The following is a 16461-nucleotide window of genomic DNA, read 5'->3' on the forward strand; positions in this document are numbered from 1 at the left end:
AGAGCCCGTTTCACCGTTCCGGCGTCCCGAACTCCCCGCTGGTCGTGGCGGGTGGGACAGAACGCCGCACAAGCTTCGGTCATCCAATCACCACGGCAACCCGAACACCGAAGGGGCTCAGCCACATGTCCAGCTTCCGCACCGCCCGCACCCCCCGCGTCCGTCTCGTCGGCGCCGCCGCGACCGTCGTGGTCGCCGCCCTCTCCCTGACCGCCTGCAACGACGGAACGGGCGTCCACAGCGAGGGACGGGCGACCGGCACCGCGACGACCGCGGCCCCGAGCACCACTCCCGCTTCGCCCCCGCAGGACAAGCCCTCGGCCGGCACGGGCCAGGACTCGGGCACGGACGCCTCGGCCCCGGCGACGAAGGGCCCGGCGGGCAAGGCACCGGCGGGCAAGGACTCCGCGTCGAAGGCGCCGGGCGCGTCCGGGGCGAACGGCGGGGCCGGGGGGTCCGGCACGCCGGTCACCTGCGAGGGGTCGGTCACCAGGACGACCGCCGCTCCGCTGACCCGTCCCGTCAACCACATGCTGCTCACGGTGACCAACACCGGCAGCAGGACGTGCTTCCTCTACGGCTACCCGGCGGTCCGCTTCGGCGGAGCCCAGGCCGTGCCCCCGGTCATCGAGGACTCGCAGCCGCAGGCGGTGGTCACGCTGGAGCCTGGCCAGTCCGGCTACGCCTCGGTGAATCTGGCCGCCACCGACGGCAGCGGCGCGAACGGCCACACGGTGAACTCGCTGACCGTCTACTTCCAGGGCCGCTCCGGCAGCGGGAGCGTCGGCACGGGCGCCCACCCGTCCCTCCCCGCGAAGGGCGTCTACGTCGACGACTCGCTCAAGGTCACGTACTGGCAGCAGTCGATGGACGACGCGGTGAGCTGGTAGTCCTCACGGCCGGACGGGGCGGCCGGGCCGGCGGGTGGTCCTCAGCGGGAGCTCGCACCGGAGCCGGAGCTGGAGCTGCCCGCCGGCGATCCGCTGGCGGCGCGGCGGTACTCGGCGTTGATGCGCTGCGCCTCCTCGAGCTGGTCCTCCAGGATGACGATGCGACACGCGGCCTCGATCGGAGTCCCCTTGTCGACGAGCTCCCGGGCACGTGCGGCGATCCGCAGCTGGTAGCGGGAGTACCTGCGGTGCCCACCCTCCGAACGGAGCGGCGTGATCAGACGGGCCTCGCCGATGGCACGCAGGAACGCCGGAGTGGTGCCGAGCATCTCGGCCGCCCGGCCCATCGTGTACGCCGGATAGTCGTCGTCGTCCAGACGATCATTCAGAGGGTTGTCCGATGTCATGTCACCTCGCTGTGCAACGCGTCGAGGGGCCTTGGTGCCGTACGGCACCAAGGCCCCGAAGGAAATTCAACACCATCTGTCGGCCCTAGTGCGGTGCCGACCTTCTGTTTCCGCTACCCGGCCCGGCAGGGCGGAGCGGGGGATCGCAGCTGCGTGACCGGGGACCACCATCCAATCCGGGGTCTTGCGGTACCCGGGCCGCACGTTCGCGGACCGGGCGATCCTGATGGCGTCTGCTCCTCCATTTCTTCCGAACGGACTGCTGACCTGCGTACTTGTCTTCAGCCACCCGCCAGTTCATGTCTGGCGGATCTCGTTCGACCGTTGTCTACGTCGACAACCATACCCCGCCCGGCGACGAAAAACTACATCGGCAACGACAGATTTCACTCGTCCGACGGACAGGGAACCGGACCGTCCGCCGACACGCCAGTGGGCCCTGCCGACGCGCGTCGGCAGGGCCCACTGGGTCTGTGAGGGCGGTCACCCGCCCGGTGTCATGCGGCCATGGCCACGGCGGCCCCACCGTCGAGGACGTCCCGCAGCCGGACGCGGTCCGTGTACGCGGCACTCTCCCGAAGGCCGGCGAGCTGGGCCAGGGAAACGCATCCCGTGTTCTCGTCGTCCCCGTCGCAGATGGCCAGGTGCTCGACCCGGGCCCCGGCCATGACGGCCAGGGCGACTTCGACGGTCATGTCGTCACTCACCCGCAACGGGATCTCCTCAGGAACGAAAGGGAAAACGGAAAACGGCAGTAATGCGGCACTGGCGCAAAAGGGCGATGCATCAGCAATGCGGCCGTACCACAATGCGGCAATAACAGGGCGCGACCGAGAAGGAAAAGCCCGGCCCCTGGCGCCGCAACAGAGAACGAGCCGGGCCCGCACCCCTGGGTGCGGGCCCGGCTCGCAAGTACGCGTGAGCGCGGGTGGGTCAGGCGGGAACGATGTTCTCCGCGGTCAGACCCTTCTGGCCCTGCGCGATGTCGAACGACACCTTCTGGCCTTCGAGCAGCTCACGGAAGCCCGAGGAGGCGATGTTCGAGTAGTGGGCGAAGACGTCGGCGCCGCCGCCGTCCTGCTCGATGAAGCCGAAGCCCTTTTCCGCGTTGAACCACTTCACGGTGCCAGTAGCCATGTTGTTTCTCCTCCGGAGACGGTTTCAGGAACGCACCCTGTGTGCATTCCGTGTCGCCGTGATGATCAGCCGTCGGAAAAACCTTCTGGCAACCACACCTGCAACTGACACCGACAGTAGCACGTCGCCCCCGGGGCTGCACGCTGTGTAATTCTTGCCCAGTTGTCGACCCAGTAATAGTCACTATGCCCGGCGCGAATTTCTCACATGACGGCAACAGATTTCATCGGAGGCCCTGTCCCGTCGTCCTGCACGGCCGCGGGTCAGGCCGGCCGGGGCGTGATCGCCACCGCCCGGTAGTCGTACCCGTCCTGCTGGAAGCCGGGTGCCTCCCACTCGAGGTCGACCCGCTGCCCCGGCGACAGCGTGCGGAACCCGTGCGCCTGGATGTGGGAGTAGTGGCCCCAGCACCCCCCGGGCGTCTCGGGGGAGTCGAGCACGCCCCACCCTTCCTCGTCCCACCACTGACGCACAGATGCAGTCACCATGCGGGAACCCTACGGCTCCCCGCCACGGTGGTCGCCGGGAAAAACAAAAGGCCCGGGTCCGAGACCTGGGCCTTCACTCTGGAGCGGGTGACGAGCATCGAACTCGCGCTCTCAGCTTGGGAAGCGACGGCGCTCGGGTGGTACCCCTCGCGCTGCGGCCGGTTCAGATCTGGCCGAAATCGATCTCCGCTGCGAAGGGAGCGGTGATCTTCAGGGTGCCGGCGTACACGTCCCCTTCGCGGTAGGTCCTCGTCGCGGGATCGAGCAGGTACGTGTACACCAGCGGTGTGCCCGTCGCGGCCTGCTCGATCCGCCAATAGAAGCCGATTCCGGCCTTGGCGTACTGGTCCACCTTCACGATCCGGTCGGTGGTCTCCGAGCCCGGCGAGACCACCTCGACCACGAGCAGTACGTGCTCCGGACGGGTGGGCGTGATGTCGATCGTGTCCGCACGGTAGACGATGACGTCGGGGCGACGATTGGTCAGCGGGACGTCCTGGAGCCGGACGTCGAAATCCGTGTCGGCGTTCCAGTCGGGGCCGGCCGCGGCGTCCAGGGCGTTCGCCAGGAGCCGGGCGAGCCGATTGTGCCGCTTGGATGCGCTGGGGCTCACGACGACCATTCCGTCCACGATCTCGATGCCGGCGCACTGCTCCTCGGACCACGAGTCGTACTCCTCCGCCGTGATCTGCTCGTGCATCCACGCCGGGGCCACCATCTCGGCAGTCACGACACACCTCCCGGACACTGTGCGGCGGGCCCGATCCCGCTGCGCCCAGGGTACTGATTCCCACGCGCCGGGGCGGCTCGGAGACCTCGGACGCCTAGACGCTTTCCCCTGCCGAGGAGAAGCGGCGTGCGGTGCTCATGGAGCACCGGGCTCGCCCCACCACACTGGCGCTTCGCGCTGGCCCGCGATTCGTTCAGCGGCTCTGCCACCACACGAGGCCGCAGCCGACCACCGCAGAGCCCGCAGCCGTGGCGACGCCGCGTACGGCGGCGAACAGGGCGGCGTGCCCCAGACGACGAACGGTTCGCTGCCGCTTCCGTTCCGTGAGCTTGCGCATCGGGATCTCCTCCGGTCATCTCGTCGCTGCTGCGAGCTGGCGGTCCGAGTGTTGTGGGGTGACGTGGAAGAGACCCGGCCGGGCGGGAGGACCGGGCGTTTCCCGTTCTACGCTGCTGGCCGAGGAGGTGCCCGCTGCACCCGCTGCGGGCGGTCCCGGGCGCGGCGGCCAAGAGGGGGAGCGCGGGTGACAACACGGTCTCGGGAGGCGCGACTGCTCTACGAGCAGTTGCGCGCACTGGAGCAACAGGCGCGGGAGGCCCGCAGCCGAGCCGGCTGCCGGTACTCGCGGCGGGAGGTGGTCCAGGCGCTCGCCAAGCCTCCGTACGGGAGGAGAATCGGCGACCAGCGGATCAGCGACTGGGTACCGACAAGGGACAAGGAACCGAAGGTCCCGAGCGACAGGAGCAGCGACGACGTTCTGGCGCTGGTGCGGCTGTGGAGTTCCTGGGCGGGTGAGAGTGTCAACGAGCGTCACTGGCGCAACCTGCTGGAGCAGGCGCAACCGGTGCGGGTCCTGCGCACGGTGCCGGCCGGCCCAGGACGGCCGGTCCGTGAGTTCACCGATCCGTTCACGCTGGCAGTGCACGAGGCCATCGACGGCGATGGCGCGTCGGGGTTGCCGTTGCTTCCCCTCTACGTCGAACGGCAGCACGACCGGTGGCTGGCCGACGTGGTGAACGGTCTCGTCGCGCGGTCCGCCGGACAGCCAGGCGGCGTATTAGCCGTCCTCGTCGGTGAATCATCGACCGGCAAGACGAGGGCGTGCTGGGAAGCGCTCAACCTGCTCCCTCCGGACTGGCAGCTCGTACTTCCTCTGGTACCGAGCCCCACCGAAGCACTGATCGCCGCATTGGCCGAGATAACTCCCCGCACCGTCCTGTGGCTCGACGAGATCCACCGTTTCCTGAGCGGGGACCGGGGCGAGCAGGCAGCTGCCCACCTGCGAGAAGTACTCAGCGACCCGCGGCGGGGACCGCTGCTCGTCCTGGGCACGACCTGGCCGGACCTGTGGGCGGATCTGGTGAAGCCGCGCGAGGACGGCGACCGAGGAGATCCGCACGCACAGGCCCGTGCCCTCCTCACCGGGAAGCACTTCCGGGTGCCGGACACCTTCGAGGACACGGACGTGCCCGAGCTGCGGCGTCGCGCCGCTGCGGACGGCCGGCTCAAGGAAGCGCTGGAACAGGGCGAGCCGGGGCGGATCACGCAGTACCTCGCGGGCGGTCGAGCACTCATCCACCGGTATGAGACCGCCACGGCTCTTCAGAGGGCCTTGATCGAGTCGGCCATGGATGTCCGCCGTCTCGGGCACGACACGCCCTTTCCGCGCATACTTCTCGAGGCATCGATCCGCCACTACCTCTCCGCCCACCAGTACGACTTGGTGGCGGACGGTGACATCGAGCACGCACTCGCGGAACTCAGCCAGCCGTCGCGTGGAATCCGGGGTCCCCTCACGCCCGTCACCTTCCGTGGACCGGGCGGACCTCGTGTCCTCACCGACGACGTCAGACTCGCGGACTACCTGGACCAGCACGGCAGGAAGGAAAGGCGCACCAAGGCACCGCCGGCGGGGCTGTGGGACGCGCTGGTGGACCACGCCGCGCGGGATTCCCTCATTGCGTTGGCCGGGGCGGCCAGGGACAGGGGCCACCTGAGGATCGCCCTGCGTCTGCTCGCGGCAGGGGTGGAAGCGGGGGTGCCGGGCGCTGCCGTGGCAGGGGCTCAGTTTCTTGAGGAAGAGGAGAGACCGGAAGAGGCACTGCTGTGGTGCCTGCCTCTCGCGGAAGCCGGGAACATCGCGGCCATGGAGCAGGTGGCCTCCCTCGTGGAGGCGACCCGGCCGGACGTCGCCGTGGCCTGGCACAAGAAGGCCGCCGAAGCGGGAGGAACTTATGGCTGGCTCCTCGCCGGCATGCTCCTGTGCAGGGCTGGAGCATTCGCGGACGCGGAGCTCTGCTTCAGGCGTGCGGCCCATGCCGGCGTGCACGGTGGACATGGAGAACTGGCTCACCTGCTGCAGAAGGCGGGGCGGACGGAGGAAGCACTCGTCCACCTCCAGCAAGAGGCCGAGGCAAGCGGTGGATACGCGGTGGCGGAGACGGCCGCCCTGATGCGGCAGCGCGGTGACAACGGACTCACCGTCCTGGCGTGGCTGCTGTTCCGTGCAGCGGAAGAAGGCAGCAAGGACTGGGTCGGTATCCCTTGGGCAGAGCACGCGTTGATCCGGCACCTGGCCATGGACGCCGTCCTCCGCACCCGATTGTGGAGCCTTGTCGATGACGAGGGACAGGACAGCGCGGCGCGACGCTATGTGAGCGCACTGCTGGGTTACGTGGAGGGGCTCGCCAAGGGCGACTGTCGGGAGAAGGACACGGACACGCCAGAGGCGCTCAGGCAGCAGGGCCGCCTGACGGAAGCACTCGTGCTGTACCGGAAAGAGGCTGACACCGGGCGACGGGACGCGGTGGCGCAGGTCGCCGCCCTGTACGAGCAACTGGGAAGGCCGTCGGAGGCGCTCGCCTGGTACCGGCGTGCGGTGGCAGGAGGTGATCCTGAGGTCATCCCGCAGCTGGCTCGCCTGATGACGGCAGCCGTGGGGCCGGACGCGACCTTCGACTGGCTGAAGTCGTGCGCGGACCGTCACGGCGAGAAGGACTACCCGGATCAGCGGTCCGCCGTGGCCGAGCTGCTCCGGATCGCGGGTCGCACCGACGAGGCGCTCACCTGGCTCCGCCGCGCTTCGTGGACCGGCGACCCGTACGCCTGGCGTCAGTACGCTGAACTGCTGGAAGCGGCCGGTCGCACGGAGGACGCTCAGGACTTGCGGCGGTACGGCTGGGAGCCCAACGGTGAGATCTCGAAACCGTGGAGTGCGGCCCCGCCGGTAGTTCAGCGGCTGGGCCACGCCCGAACAGCCGAAGACTGATGCGGAGCCTGCCGGTGTTGGGTCACCATCACCACGCAGCCAACAAAAACTCCGTCGGATGACGTGTCAAACCCGTGCGTCAGACTCCTGCTCATGTCCAGCGCTCTTGGCTTGAGAAGTGACGGCGCCTGAACGCACGCATGGCTTCTGGCCTGCGCATTCATGCTTCGGTCCGTGTCTCGGAGGGGCGGTCTCGCACCGGACCCAGCTACGGGGGGCAGTCGAGGCCGAGCGGGCAAGGGAAGCGTGACGGTCCGAGTTTGGCAGGGTTCTGACGAGCTGCTCGGCAGGGACCCTGCTGGCTATGTCGTGCAGCCCTGTTGGTGGTGCAATCGCTGTCAATAGTTGAGTTCCGGTCGATCCACATAGAAGAGGGGCATAGTCCCAGAAACGTTCTTGCTGCCCACGAGGGGGCGTCCAGCAAGGACTGAACGTGCTTACATACGCAGGTCATGGCCGGATTCCCAGCAGGTATGGGTCATTTCGCAGAGCACGTTCCGCTTTCCACCTCGGCGTCACGTTTAGGTCATCTCTAGTCATTGACCCTTTTCGCGGGCCGTGATCATCGCATTCTGGATGCATGCGCCTCCATACCGTGACTTATGGGTGCGGAGGGGATCACGAGGGGGGATTGACGTTGACCGATGCATTCGGGTTCCCAGTGTTAGCCACTTCGGCTCTTACCCAGGCCATCGGGTTCCTGTACCGCCGTGCCGAGGTGGTTCTCGACCGGCGGGCAGCGCGTCGGAACGTCGACGAAGAGCGCCCACCGGAGGTGGTGCCCGCCGTGGTCGCCGGCGACCCAGGGAACCCTCTGGACTTCGAACTGGAGCGTTTGACTGCTGAGCGGGCCGAACGCCTGGACTCCCTCGTGGAGCTGCTGGGTCTCTATGCCGAGAACGAGCAGCTCATCGATGGTCAGGACGAGCGGTTGCGTCGCAACCTCGGCCGGCTGCGGGCCGTTCTCGAAGACGTCTACGGGCGGCGCATCACCTTCGTCGGTGAGGAACGACCGGCCAGTGGTGTCCGAGTGGTGGCGCGTGCCGGAGATGTGCATGGCAAGGCCACTGGCTTCAGGGGTGGTCGTGTGTCTCGCCTCGCGAATGTCGAGGTCGAGCACGACGTCGAAGTTGTGCACCCGGGCGGAGAGGCGACCGGGGCTGTGATCGACAACCTCCTTTAGCCGTCGGTTTCCGAGGTCCGCGACTCGAACGATCACCCAAAGGGGGACGAACGTGGATTCCGCCACGCCTGGCGATCACTCCAGCTCTGACTGGCCGGACCAGCCGCGCCACGGTGGCGGTTGGCGTACGCCCGTGCCAGCCCCGCAGGGCGACCTGGCCGACAGGAGGTGGGGAGAGCGAGACCCTGCTGGTCAACAGGAAAGGGAATCGCCGGAGGCCCGTCAAGATGAGGGCGAGAGCGCCGTCTGCGCCGAGACCGCGCACGGCGACTCTGGCAGCGATGTTGTTCCTTCGCGGGAAGCGGCTGGCGCAGAAGACGACCCGGCCATTCAGCACATGCGCGGCGTCCTTCGTGCGGCCGTCGCCGAGCTGCGCCAGGAAGCGCTGTTCAACTTCGGCGAGATGAACGCTGTCAAACTGACCGCGATCTTGGGACAGCTGCTCGAACACTCGGAGCTGCCCAGGCGGTATCTCGACACCGTCCGTGCAGTCTTTGCCCCACCCGATGGATACGAGGAAGCGTCCAAGACGCTTGAGAACCCCGGTGCTGTGCTCGTCCTCCTACGCGAGCCGGGCGCAGGGCGGACCTTCACAGCCCACGCTCTCCTGGCTGACTTGCAACTCCGTACCGGAGCCAAAGTGGGTCCCCTGAGCTTCGGCACCTCTGGACGGTTTCCGCTGCACCGCTTGCCGAGGGAAGAGAACGCCGGCTACTTGCTGGAATTGCCCTCGGACGAGGACACCTTCGAGGTCAGCGCGGACTTCGGTGCGTCTCTGTTCGAAATTCAAAGGAATCTTCTCAACCGGTCGTCGCGGTTGATCGTGCTGACGACGCCGGAGCAATGGCAGCGGGTTGGCGGCGACGCACCCGCCGACGTCGTACCGCCGTTGAGGCGACCGGACGGCCGCGCCGTCGCCGAGGCATGGCTCAAGGCCGAGGCGCCCCAAGACCTCGACGTGTCACGCTGGCTTGCTGATCAGCGCATTGCGAATTTGCTGGAAGGGCAGTCACCGTCCGACGTACTGGAGACGGTCGGTCACATTCTCAAGGCTGAACGCTCAACGTCGCTGGCGGACGTCTCGGATTCCGACCCTGACGGCTTTCACGCGAAGGTCCTGAGCGTTGTCCAAGCGCGCACAGCTTGGCGGACGCAGCTGCTGGAGTGGCATAGCAAGAAGGGGCGAACAAGCTTCCAGCGGAACTTCCTGCTCGTCGCGTCGCTGCTCCGGAATGCTTCCGTTGCACACGTTTACGCACAGACAGCCGCCTTGTGCCGTCTCTTTGGGCAACCGGTCTCGCTGCAAGGGCAGGAAGAGCCGGGCGTCGTCGAGATGGTGTCAGAGATCGATGCTGATCTTGATCCGACAAACGACACCATCGAATTTGCTCGCCCTGGATGGGACGACGCTGTCCTCAGTTACTTTTGGATCGACCGTCCCCCAGCGCGCAAGACCTTCCTGTCCTGGATGGCCGAGGCTCCCACGACCAAGACAACGGACTTCCTGGAAACGTTCACTCCTGAAGAGCGGTTGGTGCTGGCCAACCGAGTAGGTGCCTTCGCCGTGCGGTGGGCCACTCATCATCGGAAGCCGGACCCTCTAGAACAGATCATCTCGGCCTGGCAGAAGGACAGGAACCTCTGGTCGGCGGCTACCGACCTGATCTCTGCCGCTGCCCTTCACCCAACGATGGGCCGGTTCGTACATGAGCTCCTGCTGCGGTGGTCCAAGGCAAGCAACACTCCGGAACTGCAGAAGCTGACCGTGGAAGTGTGCGCGGGCGAGTTCGGGCGGCGAAACACTGCCAAGGCGTTGCTCCGTCTCGGATACGCCGCGGGCTCAATGGAGTCTGAAGTGCAGAAGGCAGTCGGCGCAGCCGTACGAACGATCTGGTCCGACCCCTCGGCCCGCAAGAGTCTGTTCGCCTCGATCACCAAATGGTGTGCACCGAACTCCGACCGCATGGCATCCGGCCGGCGCTCATTCGCAGCGCTCGCAACGCTAGCCTCACAGGGCTATGAGCCCAAAGACAGGGTGCCTTCACTGCTCCTGAGAGACAAGGAAGAGGGAGGATTCCAGCCCTCGTACGAGGACTTGTCCATCTGCTGGGGTGCGCTTCTTCTGTCGACTGAAGCTGACGAGGAGGCGCCCACAGAGGCTGTGAACCTCTGGATGGACGCGGCTCACGGGAACCCCAGCCTTCAGCACCTGATCTTCGGAGTACTCCGCGGAGCCGTCAGCACGGAAGACTCAGCACTAGGACGCCGACTGCGACATCGGCTGCGTGATCTCCTGTACGCCTGGCAGCCCTCGCCTGCGCCGAGCGTCGATGCGGACCGGGTACGGCTGCGGCACGAACTGGTGGACCTTCTGGATCACGACCGCAGCCGATCCGTCGCCAAGTATCACCCGAGAGCATCCCATCGCTGGGACGAGGCGTGAGCCCACTCATGCGCCGAGGTGACGCCAAGGGTCGGAAAGCCGAACGACCTACATGGGTCCGCGAGTTCCGTGACTTCCTCGACAGTAGAGACGACGAACTGACCTTCACCGCCACGATGCGAGTCGAATGGTGCCGTCCTGTTGATGCGTCGAGTACTACGACTGCCTACGACGATGCAGGACGCCAAGTGCGGCTGGTGGCACAAAGCATGGCCAAACAGCGCAGCGTTCTGCGTGCGGAGGCCACGGAGCAGGACATCAACTACGAGCTGCGGCGGCGAACGCCGTGGCTGACAGAGGGCATCGAGATCCAGCGGGCTCAGGTCTCGCTACATGTAGACGACCACACACGCTCCAGCGCTGAGCGCATGGCTCAGCTGCGCCGCGAGACAGCTCTCGAGGACATGGCGCGACAGCAGACCGCAGCCCGGATCAGATTCATGCTTGACGAAGTCCTGCGCACGCCGGCAACTGCCCGGCTCTACCTGGCGCTGGAACAGAACGCGCAGCACGGTGCTCTGCCACCGGGCACCGACATCAACGAGATCGTCCGGGAAACCCAGCAATGGCATCCCCAGGCGCAATGGGTGGTGATTGCCCAGCTCTTGCACACGTTTCTCACCAACCTCAGTGCGGAAGACCGAGGCGACCTTCTGCGTACGGTCCGCGGGATGTTCGAGGAGTACGGGGAGAAGGAGCTGGCAGAGCAGCTTCCCGTCACACTTCACGAAGCCCCACAGGGGAGGCCCGCGTGAAGGGCGGAAACGAATTTGGGCTCACCGTGCTCCGCTGCCTGTTATCCCCGTTTACTAGCTGGCGCGCATTCCAGATCATGCGGAATGATCGAGAGAGCATCAGCTTCGACGTGGCCTGGCGGCGCGCGAGGCTAGGGCGGCACCCTGACGAGGCTCCCTATCTCCGACATGGTCACGGAGGTGCAGCGCCGGGCTTGGTATCCAAGCGTGAGCTGAGCAGCGACCACCCTGACACGGCCTAGCGATGGCGAGGCCCTTTGCTTCGGCGACTGGCCCTCCGTTTGCCGACCTCGTGACCCAGGTCACCGGAAAGGCTTGGGGCACGCAGAGGGCACGGAACCCCCGGAATGGTCTAGACATTGAAAACCCTCAGGGTCATGACCTGGGGATTTCGCATGGAGCGGGTGACGAGAATCGAACTCGCGCTCTCAGCTTGGGAAGCTGATGTTCTACCATTAAACTACACCCGCGCAAGACGCCGACCGGAGCCGGTGTCGAACTGCGTGGTCACTGTACCAAACCCCGGGCCCCCGGCGCTGAAAGCCGTGGGGCCCGCGTGCGTTTGCGGGGCCGGAACGGTGGTATCCGGCTGCGGTGGGCCCGAGTTGGGGCGTACGGTGGAGGGGTTGGAGAGGGTCTTCCCGGGGTCGGAGTGCCGCCTGGAGGGGCGTCCGGTCCGTCCCGTAATGTGGCTTTCGTCGTCACGGCATCCCAGCCAGACGTGACGCGGCTCTTGGGGAAGGGACTCTAGGACTTGATGGAAAGCACCGTCGTCCGCTGTGCCGATGGACACGTGTTCAACACCGCTTCGTTCCCGATGCAGCAGGCCGAGCGACTCGGTCCCGGACGCCTCGTCCGGTGCCCCCGCTGCGCCCGGCTCCGCAGCGTCGTGCCCGTCTCGGTCGCGCTGCAGAAGCAGTAACGGGAGCGGCGGCACCACCAGTCGCAGCGGAAGTCGTACCACCAGGCGGTACGCACACACGGCGCGCGGCTCGTCCGGTTGGGGCGAGTCCGCGCGCCTTGCGTATCCTCGGGGCGTGCTTCTCTCAGACAAGGACATCCGGGCCGAGATCGACGCCGGGCGCGTGCGGATCGATCCCTACGACGAATCCATGGTGCAGCCCAGCAGCGTCGACGTGCGCCTCGACCGGTATTTCCGTGTGTTCGAGAACCACCGGTACCCGCACATCGACCCCTCCGTCGAGCAGGCGGACCTGACCCGGCTCGTCGAGCCGGAGGGCGACGAGCCGTTCATCCTGCACCCCGGCGAGTTCGTCCTGGCCTCCACCTACGAGGTCATCACCCTGCCCGACGACCTAGCCTCCCGTCTGGAGGGCAAGAGCTCGCTCGGGCGGCTCGGGCTCGTGACCCACTCCACCGCCGGGTTCATCGACCCCGGCTTCAGCGGCCACGTGACCCTGGAGCTGTCCAACCTCGCCACGCTCCCCATCAAGCTGTGGCCCGGGATGAAGATCGGCCAGCTCTGCATGTTCCGGCTGAGCTCGCCGGCCGAGCACCCGTACGGCAGCGAGCGGTACGGGTCCCGGTATCAGGGGCAGCGCGGACCCACCGCCTCCCGGTCCTACCTCAACTTCCACCGGACGCAGGTGTGACGGCCCTATGAGCGATGTGCGTGAGAACCTGACCTACGAGCGCTTCGGCACCGCCGTCCGCGAGCTCGCCCAGACCATCGCCGACGACGGCTACGAGCCCGACATCGTGCTGAGCATCGCCCGCGGCGGCGTCTTCGTCGCCGGCGGCCTCGCCTACGCCCTCGACTGCAAGAACCTGCACCTGGTCAACGTCGAGTTCTACACCGGCGTCGGGACCACCCTCGAGATGCCGGTCATGCTCGCCCCGGTCCCGAACCTGATCGACTTCTCCGACAAGCGGGTCCTCATCACCGACGACGTCGCCGACACCGGCAAGACGCTCAAGCTGGTGCGCGACTTCTGCCTGGAGACGGTCGCCGAGGTGCGCAGCGCCGTCATCTACGAGAAGTCCCACTCCCTGGTGAAGTGCGAGTACGTCTGGAAGCGCACGGACGACTGGATCAACTTCCCGTGGAGTGTCCTGCCCCCGGTCCACAGGTCGGGCGAGGCGCCGAAGGAGAACAAGGAAGCGCTCTGAGCCGCCGGGGGCGCTCGGGCACCTCACTGGGCCGTCGGCCTCACCGGCCGCAGGCGCAGTCGGCCGCGGCCGGGGCCTCCTCGGTGCTCTGGCCGGCGCAGCATCCGTCGCCGGTGGCCGACTGAGGGTCGGCGCTCGTGCCGAGGGTGCCGGCGTCGGCCTTCACGACGTAGACCTCCCAGGGCTCCTGGCCGGGGCCGTGGACCCACACCTTGTCCTGGAGGGCGTAGCAGCAGGACGTGTCGTTCTCCTCGAAGGTGGCCAGACCGGCGTTCTTGAGCCGGGTGGTGGCGGCGTGGACCTGGTCGGTCGACCCGACCTCGACGCCGAGGTGGTCCAGGCGGGTCTCCTCGCCGGGGGCGCCCTCGATGAGGACGAGCTTGAGCGGGGGTTCGGTGAGGGCGAAGTTGGCGTAGCCCTCGCGCCGCTTGGCCGGTCCGGCGCCGAACAGCTTCGAGTAGAAGGTGATCGACGCTTCCAGGTCGCTGACGCGCAGGGCGAGTTGGGCACGGGACATGGCGGTCTCCCATCCGGTGGCGCTGCACCGTCCTGCCGCACAGCGCCTGTCTTCATCGACGTTTGTCGATGCAAGATTGCGCGCTCGATCGAAGGCTGTCAATATAGACGTATGTCTAATCAAGAGCGGGTGGTGCTCGACCGGGGCGACGGCGCCGGGGCGTGCTGCTCCGGCCTGCTGACCGCCCCCGTGGACGAGGCCCAGGCCGTGGAGTTGGCCAAGGTGTTCAAAGCGCTGGGCGACCCCGTGCGGCTGCGCCTGCTCTCGATGATCGCCTCCCGGGCGGGCGGCGAAGTCTGCGTCTGTGACCTGACCCCCGCCTTCGACCTGTCCCAGCCGACGATCTCCCACCACCTGAAGCTGCTGCGGCAGGCGGGACTGATCGACTGTGAACGGCGCGGCACCTGGGTCTACTACTGGCTCGTCCCGGAGACGACCGACCGGCTCGCCGCCCTCCTGGCCCGCCCGGTCTCTGAACAGGAGCGCGTCCGTGGCCTGGTCGGCGAGATCGCACCGGTGGGCCGAGCATGACCACGGGCGCGACCGGTGACCACCGCATCGTCCCGCTGGGCGCCGAGCACGCCGAGCAGGTCCTGGCGATCTACCGACTCGGCATCGACGAAGGCAACGCCACGTTCGAGACCACCGCTCCGACCTGGCCGCAGTTCGACGCCGCCAAGCTCCCGGACCACCGGTACGTCGCCCTCCACGACTCGGGCGAGGTGCTCGGCTGGGTCGCCGCCGTCCCGGTCTCCGACCGGTGCGTGTACGCCGGCGTCGTCGAACACTCGGTGTACGTCCACCCCGAGGCGCGCGGCCGGAGGGTCGGCTCGGCGCTCCTGCGGGCCTTGATCGGATCGACCGAGGCCGCGGGCATCTGGACGATCCAGTCCGGCATCTTCCCGGAGAACACCAGCAGCCTCGCGCTGCACCGGCGGGCCGGGTTCCGCGTCATCGGCACCCGTGAACGCATCGGACGGCACCACGGCGTATGGCGCGACGTCGTCCTGCTCGAACGCCGCAGTCCTGTCGTCGTGTAGAGCAGCCGACGCACGCCGGCGAGCTCGTGGTTCAGGAGGGTCGTACCAGCTAGGTGGGGCGCCGGGCCAGGGGCGGTGCGGTCCCGCCCCCCGCCCGACCCACCGTCAGAACGTCCCCAGCTTCACGATCGACAGCAGGGCGATCAGCTGGATCGACGCCGCACCGAGGGCCTTCGGCCACGGCAGGTCGTGGGAGCGGCTCACCATCATGGTGAGGAGCGCGCCCGCCGCGACCCACGTCGCCCAGCCCAGCAGCTGCACGAACGTCGCGTCGCCGCCCAGGAACATCGCCACGACCAGCCGCGGCGCGTCCGTGAGCGACATGATCAGCATGGACAGGCCGACCGTGGGCTGCCAGGCCCCGTCGCCGCCGAGCTGGCGGGCCAGGGTGTGGGTGACCACGCCGAGCACGAAGGCGCTGAGCACCATCGCCACGGCCGTGGTCAGCACGATCGGGACGGCGTTGGACAGCGTCGCGTGGATCGCGTCCTCGCGGGCCCCGTCGAAGCCGAACACCGCCAGCAGGCCGTACAGGAACGTCACGACCAGGGCCGGGCCCCACATCGCGTAGTCCCGCATCCGCAGGAAGGTCGGCGCGGGCGCCAGCACGATGCCCCGCAGCAGGTCCTTCCAGTGCAGCCGCGGCCCGACCGGGCCCGAGGGGGGCGTCGAGCCCGCGTAGTACGTCTGGCCGCGCGTGTAGTCCTGCCCGCCCGGCCCGTACGGCGCCGCCTGCTCGTCGATCGAGAACGCCTGGGTGTGGCCCGGGTTGTTGGCCGCGTACGGGTCCTGCGGGGCGTGCGGAGGGTAGGCGTCGCCGCCGAAGTACTCCGGCTCCTCGCCGCCCCGGCCGCCGTAGCCGCCGCCGTGACCACCGCCGTTGTACGGCGGCTGTCCGTCGCCCCCGCGGTACTGCGGCGGCGCGGGCGGGTAGCCGTACGACGGCCCCTGGGGCGCCTGCTGCCCGTACGGAGGGTGTTGCGGTCGCGTTTGCGGGGTCCGGCCTTCCCGGCCGCCGCGTCCGATCCTGAATCCAGCCACGTCATCGAACGTACCCGTTCCCACGGACGGACGGGCCCGGCCCCCGGCCGCTGCGGGGCCTTTGCGGCCGACCTGTGACATCCCCTAAGGGACTTCCCGGAACGTCCTCGCCTCCCACGACACGACCGCCCCCGCACCCTTCACAGGGCGCGGGGGCGGTCGGCGGTCGGTCGGCCGGTGCCGTCGGTTACTTCACCGGCTCCGGTTCCGGCGCGGTCTCCGGCTCCGGGGTCTCCTCCGGGTCGGCGGGGGTCTTGACGGAGTCGAGCAGGAGCTGGGCGACGTCGACGACCTGGACGGTCTCCTTGGCCTTGCCCTCGTTCTTCTTGCCGTTGACGGAGTCGGTGAGCATGACCAGGCAGAACGGGCAGGCGGTGGAGACGATGTCGGGGTTGAGCGACAGTGCCTCATCGACGCGTTCGTTGTTGATGC

17 protein-coding genes, 1 tRNA gene and 1 pseudogene are annotated in these 16461 nt (G+C 67.8%); 8 read left to right on the forward strand and 11 right to left on the reverse strand.

Annotated elements, in window-relative coordinates; genetic code table 11:
• The first annotated feature begins 125 nt into the window (after positions 1–125).
• Entirely contained in the window at positions 126–890 is a 765-nt protein-coding gene (locus E4U92_RS02640; RefSeq protein ID WP_137298586.1) for a DUF4232 domain-containing protein, read from the forward strand.
• Positions 891–931: 41 nt separating this feature from the next.
• Here the strand turns inward: E4U92_RS02640 and E4U92_RS02645 are convergent, their stop codons facing one another.
• The 6 genes from E4U92_RS02645 to E4U92_RS35770 all read right to left on the reverse strand — a co-directional run bounded on the left by E4U92_RS02645 (position 932) and on the right by E4U92_RS35770 (position 3989).
• Positions 932–1297 carry a MerR family transcriptional regulator gene (locus E4U92_RS02645; protein WP_137298587.1) on the reverse strand — a complete coding sequence of 122 codons (366 nt, stop codon included), beginning with the start codon at positions 1295–1297 and terminating at the stop codon, positions 932–934.
• A 497-nt stretch (positions 1298–1794) separates the two neighbouring features.
• Positions 1795–1992 (reverse strand): hypothetical protein, encoded by a 198-nt coding sequence (locus E4U92_RS02650; protein WP_229862794.1) that lies wholly within the window; start codon positions 1990–1992, stop codon positions 1795–1797.
• Between the two features lie 238 nt (positions 1993–2230).
• The gene (locus E4U92_RS02655; RefSeq protein WP_067242263.1) at positions 2231–2434 is read right to left on the reverse strand and encodes a cold-shock protein; all 204 of its coding nucleotides are present in this window, start codon (positions 2432–2434) and stop codon (positions 2231–2233) included.
• A 263-nt stretch (positions 2435–2697) separates the two neighbouring features.
• Positions 2698–2922 carry a S1 domain-containing protein gene (locus E4U92_RS02660; RefSeq protein WP_137298588.1) on the reverse strand — a complete coding sequence of 75 codons (225 nt, stop codon included), beginning with the start codon at positions 2920–2922 and terminating at the stop codon, positions 2698–2700.
• A 163-nt stretch (positions 2923–3085) separates the two neighbouring features.
• Positions 3086–3652 carry a Uma2 family endonuclease gene (locus E4U92_RS02665; RefSeq protein WP_137298589.1) on the reverse strand — a complete coding sequence of 189 codons (567 nt, stop codon included), beginning with the start codon at positions 3650–3652 and terminating at the stop codon, positions 3086–3088.
• A 193-nt stretch (positions 3653–3845) separates the two neighbouring features.
• Positions 3846–3989 (reverse strand): hypothetical protein, encoded by a 144-nt coding sequence (locus E4U92_RS35770; protein WP_168725017.1) that lies wholly within the window; start codon positions 3987–3989, stop codon positions 3846–3848.
• A 186-nt stretch (positions 3990–4175) separates the two neighbouring features.
• On the opposite strand from E4U92_RS35770, the gene E4U92_RS02670 reads away from it, so the two are divergent.
• Positions 4176–6920 carry a tetratricopeptide repeat protein gene (locus E4U92_RS02670; protein WP_137298590.1) on the forward strand — a complete coding sequence of 915 codons (2745 nt, stop codon included), beginning with the start codon at positions 4176–4178 and terminating at the stop codon, positions 6918–6920.
• Positions 6921–7584: 664 nt separating this feature from the next.
• Here E4U92_RS02670 and E4U92_RS02675 read toward each other — a convergent pair.
• Positions 7585–8169: a hypothetical protein gene (locus tag E4U92_RS02675; RefSeq protein ID WP_137298591.1), complete on the reverse strand. Its 585-nt coding sequence runs from the start codon at positions 8167–8169 to the stop codon at positions 7585–7587.
• Positions 8170–8236: 67 nt separating this feature from the next.
• On the opposite strand from E4U92_RS02675, the gene E4U92_RS02680 reads away from it, so the two are divergent.
• Both E4U92_RS02680 and E4U92_RS02685 read left to right on the forward strand, forming a co-directional pair.
• Entirely contained in the window at positions 8237–10546 is a 2310-nt protein-coding gene (locus tag E4U92_RS02680) for a hypothetical protein (protein WP_137298592.1), read from the forward strand.
• A complete protein-coding gene (locus E4U92_RS02685; protein ID WP_137298593.1) occupies positions 10543–11301 on the forward strand; it encodes a hypothetical protein in 759 nt (252 codons plus the stop codon). Before E4U92_RS02680 ends, E4U92_RS02685 begins: the two co-directional genes overlap by 4 nt.
• Positions 11302–11697: 396 nt before the next feature.
• Here the strand turns inward: E4U92_RS02685 and E4U92_RS02690 are convergent.
• Positions 11698–11771 (reverse strand) — tRNA-Gly (locus E4U92_RS02690).
• Between the two features lie 567 nt (positions 11772–12338).
• Between E4U92_RS02690 and dcd the strand changes: the two genes are divergently transcribed.
• Both dcd and E4U92_RS02700 read left to right on the forward strand, forming a co-directional pair.
• A complete protein-coding gene (gene dcd / locus E4U92_RS02695; RefSeq protein ID WP_067242275.1) occupies positions 12339–12914 on the forward strand; it encodes a dCTP deaminase in 576 nt (191 codons plus the stop codon).
• 7 nt (positions 12915–12921) lie between these two features.
• Positions 12922–13431, forward strand: coding sequence for a phosphoribosyltransferase (locus E4U92_RS02700; RefSeq protein WP_137298594.1), 510 nt, complete (start codon positions 12922–12924; stop codon positions 13429–13431).
• 40 nt (positions 13432–13471) lie between these two features.
• Here E4U92_RS02700 and E4U92_RS02705 read toward each other — a convergent pair whose 3' ends face one another.
• Entirely contained in the window at positions 13472–13948 is a 477-nt protein-coding gene (locus E4U92_RS02705) for an ArsI/CadI family heavy metal resistance metalloenzyme (protein WP_137298595.1), read from the reverse strand.
• A gap of 111 nt (positions 13949–14059) precedes the next feature.
• Between E4U92_RS02705 and E4U92_RS02710 the strand changes: the two genes are divergently transcribed.
• Both E4U92_RS02710 and E4U92_RS02715 read left to right on the forward strand, forming a co-directional pair.
• The gene (locus E4U92_RS02710; RefSeq protein ID WP_229862798.1) at positions 14060–14479 is read left to right on the forward strand and encodes an ArsR/SmtB family transcription factor; all 420 of its coding nucleotides are present in this window, start codon (positions 14060–14062) and stop codon (positions 14477–14479) included.
• Positions 14476–14988 (forward strand): GNAT family N-acetyltransferase, encoded by a 513-nt coding sequence (locus tag E4U92_RS02715; protein WP_137298596.1) that lies wholly within the window; start codon positions 14476–14478, stop codon positions 14986–14988. Before E4U92_RS02710 ends, E4U92_RS02715 begins: the two co-directional genes overlap by 4 nt.
• 105 nt (positions 14989–15093) lie before the next feature.
• Here E4U92_RS02715 and E4U92_RS02720 read toward each other — a convergent pair whose 3' ends face one another.
• Both E4U92_RS02720 and E4U92_RS02725 read right to left on the reverse strand, forming a co-directional pair.
• Positions 15094–16110 carry a Yip1 family protein gene (locus E4U92_RS02720; protein WP_137298597.1) on the reverse strand — a complete coding sequence of 339 codons (1017 nt, stop codon included), beginning with the start codon at positions 16108–16110 and terminating at the stop codon, positions 15094–15096.
• A 106-nt stretch (positions 16111–16216) separates the two neighbouring features.
• Positions 16217–16461: pseudogene (locus E4U92_RS02725) on the reverse strand (Fe-S oxidoreductase); the annotation flags it as partial.

Origin of the sequence: Streptomyces galbus (assembly GCF_005280195.1) — a bacterium.
In the GTDB taxonomy this organism is placed as follows: domain Bacteria; phylum Actinomycetota; class Actinomycetes; order Streptomycetales; family Streptomycetaceae; genus Streptomyces; species Streptomyces galbus.

Coding starts and splice junctions, on each gene's coding strand:
- E4U92_RS02640 (WP_137298586.1), top strand. CDS start 126: ATGTCCAGCTTCCGCACCGCCCGCACCCCCCGCGTCCGTCTCGTCGGC.
- E4U92_RS02645 (WP_137298587.1), bottom strand. CDS start 1,297: ATGACATCGGACAACCCTCTGAATGATCGTCTGGACGACGACGACTAT.
- E4U92_RS02650 (WP_229862794.1), bottom strand. CDS start 1,992: ATGACCGTCGAAGTCGCCCTGGCCGTCATGGCCGGGGCCCGGGTCGAG.
- E4U92_RS02655 (WP_067242263.1), bottom strand. CDS start 2,434: ATGGCTACTGGCACCGTGAAGTGGTTCAACGCGGAAAAGGGCTTCGGC.
- E4U92_RS02660 (WP_137298588.1), bottom strand. CDS start 2,922: ATGGTGACTGCATCTGTGCGTCAGTGGTGGGACGAGGAAGGGTGGGGC.
- E4U92_RS35770 (WP_168725017.1), bottom strand. CDS start 3,989: ATGCGCAAGCTCACGGAACGGAAGCGGCAGCGAACCGTTCGTCGTCTG.
- E4U92_RS02700 (WP_137298594.1), top strand. CDS start 12,922: ATGAGCGATGTGCGTGAGAACCTGACCTACGAGCGCTTCGGCACCGCC.
- E4U92_RS02705 (WP_137298595.1), bottom strand. CDS start 13,948: ATGTCCCGTGCCCAACTCGCCCTGCGCGTCAGCGACCTGGAAGCGTCG.
- E4U92_RS02710 (WP_229862798.1), top strand. CDS start 14,060: ATGTCTAATCAAGAGCGGGTGGTGCTCGACCGGGGCGACGGCGCCGGG.
- E4U92_RS02715 (WP_137298596.1), top strand. CDS start 14,476: ATGACCACGGGCGCGACCGGTGACCACCGCATCGTCCCGCTGGGCGCC.
- E4U92_RS02720 (WP_137298597.1), bottom strand. CDS start 16,110: ATGTCACAGGTCGGCCGCAAAGGCCCCGCAGCGGCCGGGGGCCGGGCC.